At 62.2% G+C, this 5,165-nt stretch carries 3 protein-coding genes; all 3 read right to left on the bottom strand.

Annotated elements, in window-relative coordinates; translation table 11 throughout:
* Window positions 1-3,116: nitrate reductase subunit alpha (locus KAZ48_01110; protein MBP7971369.1), on the bottom strand; the 3,116-nt coding region annotated here is incomplete at its 3' end.
* Window positions 3,113-3,835, bottom strand: a complete 723-nt coding sequence (locus tag KAZ48_01105; GenBank protein ID MBP7971368.1) for a helix-turn-helix domain-containing protein — start codon at window positions 3,833-3,835, stop codon at window positions 3,113-3,115. The genes KAZ48_01105 and KAZ48_01110, both read right to left, overlap by 4 nt.
* Before the next feature lie 27 nt (window positions 3,836-3,862).
* Window positions 3,863-5,165: NarK/NasA family nitrate transporter (locus KAZ48_01100; GenBank protein ID MBP7971367.1), on the bottom strand; the 1,303-nt coding region annotated here is incomplete at its 5' end.

The following is a 5,165-nucleotide window of genomic DNA, read 5'->3' as shown; positions in this document are numbered from 1 at the left end:
TTGATGGTGAACGGCGAGTAGCGACGGCCGCCGTGCTCGCTGCCGGACCACTCCGAGGAAGTGATGACCGGTTGAGGTCGCGATTGCGTATCCGGGAACGTGATGTGCCTACCCTCGCTATCGAGTGCGAGGTCCGCCAATTCGCGCCCGGTACGTTCCTCCAACTCTCGGAAACCTGCGACCGCCAGGCGACCGTTCGTGGTGCCCGATAGCGCCAGGATCATCTCGCACGCATGCTTCGCCTGATCCAGGCGTGGGCGCCCGGCCGCGAAGCCACTGGGCACCGTCCCGTTCACACGGGCGAGCTGTTCCACTTCTTTGTCGGGCTTGAGCGTGACTCCCTTGACTGTCGTTCCGAGCTTCTCGACATTGGGGCCAATGGCTGTCAGCTTGGCCGCGATCTCGCCGTAGTCGCGTTCGACAATGGCCAGATTCGGCATGGTCTTGCCCGGGATCGGCTCGCACTCGCCGGCCTTCCAATCGAGCACCACGCCACCTGGCTGCATGGTCTCCCCGGGAGTGTCATGCAGCAACGGGACGGCGACGACGTCTTTGCGGACGCCCAAGTGCTTGGCGCCCATCGGCGAGAATGCCCGCGCCATCGCCACGAACGTGTCGTAGTCGGATCTGGTCTCCCACGGCGGGTCGATGGCGGCATTGAATGCATGCACGAACGGGTGCATGTCGGTCGAGGAGAGATCCTCCTTCTCGTACCAAGTCGCGGCAGGCAGCAAGACGTCGGAGAACAGGCCCGTCGACGTCATCCGGAAGTCCATCGAGACCATTAAGTCGAGCTTTCCGGTGGGTGCTTCCTCGCGCCATTTCACCTCCGTTGGTCGATCCTCCGGGGCTGTCTCCTCCGCGCGGACCGCGTTTGAGGTCCCGAGTAGGTGCCGCAGGAAGTACTCGTTGCCCTTACTCGATGAGCCCAGCAAGTTGGCTCGCCAAATCGTCAGGACTCGCGGCCAGTTTTCTGGTGCGTCTGGATCCTCAGCCGCGAACGCCACCTCACCGGACTTCAGCTTGTCGACGAGGTAGCTCGGAGTTTCTTCTCCGGCGGCGGCAGCTTCGTCGCAGATGTCGAGCGGGTTGCGATTGAAGGTCGGATAGGACGGAGTCCAGCCCATCCGGGCAGCCTTGACCAGACAGTCGGCCAGTGCTTGCCCTTTGAACAGTCCCTTACCGAGCGGGCTGGCCAACTCATCGGCTTTGAACCCGTCATAGCGGTACTGGTCGCTGGCGAAGTACCAGTACGAGGTACCGGCCATCTGGCGCGGTGGACGCTCCCAATCCAACCCGAACGCCAACTGCGCCCAGCCCGTGAATGGTCGGACTTTCTCCTGCCCGACGTAGTGGGCCCAGCCACCGCCGTTGACTCCCTGGCACCCGGTCATCATCACCAAAGCCACGATTGCTCGGTAGGTCTCGTCGGAATGGAACCAGTGGTTGGTACCAGCACCGAGCGCGATCATGGAACGGCCACCGGACTGCTCGGCGTTGAACGCGAACTCCCGGGCAACCTGGATGACGGTGGCGGCCGGAACGGAAGTGATTTCCTCCTGCCAAGCCGGCGTGTGCGGCTGGCTGGCGTCGTCGTACGACTCAGGCCAGGTCCCAGGCAGGCCTTCGCGACCCACCCCGTATGACGCAAGCATCAAGTCGTAGACGGTAGTCACGAGTTGGCCGTTGATCGTGCGGATCGGAACTCCGCGACGCATGACTCCGCCGCCTTCGTGAACGTCCTGATTGACGTCAAAACGCGGAAGGTCGATGCTTGCCGTTTCGGCTCCCGGTTGTAGCAGGGTCAGCAGCGGATCAACGTTGCCTAGATCCAAATTCCAGGAGCCTTTGCCAGCTTCGGCGTATCGGAAACCTAACGAGCCGTTGGGGACCACAACCTCATCGGTGTTGGCGTCGATCAGCACCGTCTTCAGATTGCCCTGCTCGCCGTCGTGACCCAAGTCTGCTGCGGTCAGGAATTTGCCGGGAACGTAAACGCCAGGCTCGCGCTCGCGCAGGCTAATCAGATTCGGCATGTCGGAGTAGGTCTTCAGGTACTCCTGGAACCGTGAAACTGGGCGATCAACCAAGAACTCTTTGAGAATGACGTGACCCATCGCCATCGCGATGGCCCCATCAGTGCCGGGGTGTGCCGACATCCACGTATCGGCGAACTTGGTGTTGTCCGCGTAGTCGGGACTAACGACAACGACTTTCTGACCCTTGTAGCGCGCCTCGGTCATGAAGTGCGCATCCGGCGTTCTGGTGGTGGGGATGTTGGAACCCCACATGATCAGATACGAGGCGTTCCACCAGTCCGCGCTTTCTGGCACATCGGTCTGGTCACCCCAAATTTGCGGCGAAGCTACTGGCAGGTCGGCGTACCAGTCGTAGAAGCTGATCATGCTGCCGCCGAGCAGGCTGGTGTACCGCGCCCCGATCGCGTGCGATGCCATCGACATGGCCGGAATCGGCGAGAATCCGGCGATGCGGTCTGGCCCATATTCCTTGATCGTGTTGACCTGAGCCGCGGCGGTGATCTCCAGCGCCTCCTCCCAAGTCGTGCGCACGAGACCGCCCTTGCCGCGCGCTGATTGGTATCGCTTGCGCTTCTCGGGATCCGACGCGATCTCGGCGAAGGCATCCACGGGATCGCCGAGCCTCGACTTGGCCTCGCGGTACATCTCGAGCAGAACGCCACGAACGTAGGGGAATCGCACTCGGGTGGGGGAGTAGGTGTACCAACTGAATGCCGCTCCGCGCGGGCACCCGCGAGGCTCGTATTCCGGTGAATCCGGGCCAACGCTCGGGTAGTCGGTCTGTTGCGCTTCCCAGGTAATGATGCCGTCTTTGACGTACACCTTCCATGAGCAAGAGCCGGTGCAATTGACACCGTGAGTCGACCGGACGACCTTGTCGTGACTCCACCGATCACGGTAGAAGACATCGCCGTCCCGGCCGCCGACTTTGTGCACCGTGCGTAGGTCTGGCGAGACCGCATCCTTGGTCAGGAACCGGCGGCCCTTGAGTAGCGCGTCGACGATGTCGCCGTCGACCTGTCCGCCGCCGTGCGGACTACTCCCGTTCGGGGCGGGGTTGCGGCTGAGTTTGGTCATGGTGAATCCTCCGTACGGTTGGGTCGCTCGACGAGCTGCACCACGCAGCGGGGAGTTGTTGGATCGATTTCGGAAAACCGCGCGCCAACAGGTGAGTTCATTCGCTCCAGGTTCCCCAAGAGCAGGCCAAGGTGGACGCCACACACGACCTGTTGCTGTTCCATCGCTAGATCGCCGTAGGGGCATGCGTGAAGGACGACGCTGTGTTGATCGCGCGCAATTTCGGGTGCGAACCCGCGCTCATCAAGGATCTCCGAAATGACTGTGAGGGCCTCTTCCGGTGTATCGACAGTCCTGGCGGGGTCGACGTCGTCGTGCTCGCGCATCCATTGCTCGGCTGCGGTGCGCGCACGAACCCACGCGGTGCCCGCAGTCTCCGGGTGCGCCGCCTGGGCTGCGAGAACCCGGCACAGCAGTCGCAGCGAATCGCCTTCTTCTTTCGACTGCTGGGAGGGAAACGAACCGGACACGGTCACGCTGTAACCGATCCGGGGACGGCCTGGCGTTGCTCGCCGCTCCTTGCGGCGGGTGATGAAGCCCGCGCTGACCAGCAAGTCCAGGTGCCCGCGGACGGTGTTGTCGTGCAGACCGCTTGCCGACGCCAACTCACTGACCGTCATCGGGTGGTCGGATTGCCGAAGCAGGTCGAGCAACGTGGCACGACTCTCACCAGCGAGCAGGCGATGAACACCCAGATCGTTGTTAGCAGCGTTTGGCATTGGATCCCAATCAGTCGGTAGCAGGCATCAGCACTTGATCTCGGCGTTCTTGCGCTGATAGAACCAGACGTTCAAACCGACGCAGAAGGCTGAGAAAACCGCCACTCCGAGGTAGAACGGCCTGGGGGTCACAGCGGCGATCAGCACGCCGAAGATAAACGGCCCAAAGGCGGCGATAGCCGACGTCCAGCCGATGACACCGCCGGCCTGGCGTGGTTTGAAGATCATGGGCATCTGTTTGAAAGTCGACGCGTTGCCAATCCCGGAGAAGAAGAAGATCGCCAGCATCCCCCAGAAGAACGGCGTGAAGTCGGCAAGGGACTTCGGGTCCACGAACAGCGAGGTGAATACCAACGACACGACCAACCCGACGCCGCTGACTGTGGTCCAGAGTGCTCCGCCCCAACGGTCGGCAAGCGGCCCGAATGCAATCCGGGTGGCGGAGCCGACCAGAGCGCCCAGGAAGGCGTACTTCAGCGGGTCGGGTGCACCCGGGAAGGCGCCGAACTGGTTCTTGATGAGCAGCCCGAACTGCGCGGCGAACCCGGAGAAGATGCCGAAGGTCATCAGGTAGAGGGCGGTCATCACCCAGGTGTGCTTCAACCGGAAGATGTCTCGCTGTTCGGACAGGGTTGACTTCACGGGCACGGACTTCAACATCATCCAGGCCAGCACGGCGGCGACAAGGACGAATGGGATGTAGATCAGGGCCGCATTCTGGACCCAGATCTGGGTGTCGGGGTGCCCCGCCCGGACGAACGTTAGCGATCCGCCGATCATGGCGAACCCGATTAGCCAGGGAGTGGCGAGCTGGACGATGGAGACGCCGAAGTTGCCGATGCCAGCTTGCAAGCCCAGGGCCGTGCCTTGTTTGGAGCGAGGGAAGAAGTAGCTTGTGCTGGGCATGAATGCGGAGAAGTTGCCACCACCGAGTCCGGTTGCCAATGCCAGCAACAGCAACATGGCAAAGGACGTGTCGGGATTCTGCAGGGCGAAGAACCAGCCGACAAGTGGGATGAGCAGCAACAGCGTCGACAATGTGACGAGCCGACGCGTTCCCACGACCGCTGGTAATGGAGTCCATAGGAGGCGCAGTAGGCCGCCCGCGAGGCCGGGCGCCGCAACCAGCCAATAGAGCTGATTCTGGGAGAGGTCGAACCCGAGCCCTTGCAGTTTGGGAGCGATAGCGCTGACCAGGAACCAGGTGCAGAACGACAAGACGAGCGCGAACGTTGTGACCCACAACGTCTTCCACGCGAACTTGCTGTCCCACGTCTCTTCATCCGATGGATCCCAGTCCTCAATCCAGCGCGCCGAACCGCCACTCTTG

This window comes from Candidatus Nanopelagicales bacterium, assembly GCA_018003655.1.
Taxonomy (GTDB): Bacteria; Actinomycetota; Actinomycetes; order S36-B12; family UBA10799; genus JAGNDY01.
This window is presented reverse-complemented; position numbering and strand designations above follow the sequence as displayed.

Coding starts and splice junctions, on each gene's coding strand:
- KAZ48_01105 (MBP7971368.1), bottom strand. CDS start 3,835: ATGCCAAACGCTGCTAACAACGATCTGGGTGTTCATCGCCTGCTCGCT.